This is a genomic window from Paenibacillus sp. F024 (genome assembly GCF_057814255.1).
Genome location: NZ_JBVASZ010000179.1, coordinates 1 through 275, shown reverse-complemented (window position 1 = coordinate 275; position 275 = coordinate 1). Strand labels below are relative to the sequence as shown.

Here is a 275-nt window from a genome sequence, read left to right as displayed (position 1 = left end):
GGATTCGGATGGAAGAGACGCTGCAGGAACTATGGGTTAAACGTATCGCGGCCTATCGGGCAAGCGGGCAAACGTTAAAGGCGTGGTGTGCCGAACAGAACGTAACGGTGCATCAGTTAAAATATTGGTTGTACAAAGCCCAAAGACAGCAGAACCTGGCATCAGCCTCTGCAACCTTCCGCGCCGTGACCGTCACGTCACCGGAGCCGGAGAACGATCCATTATGGGTACAGGTCGGATCCGCCCGCATTGTTGTACGTCCGGGCTTCGAACCG

Annotated in this window: 1 protein-coding gene; it reads left to right on the top strand. The window is 55.6% G+C overall.

Annotated features, from left to right (window positions below):
• On the top strand, window positions 1–275 hold a 275-nt coding region (gene tnpA / locus ACZYR9_RS27865; protein ID WP_488981527.1), incomplete at both ends, for an IS66 family insertion sequence element accessory protein TnpA.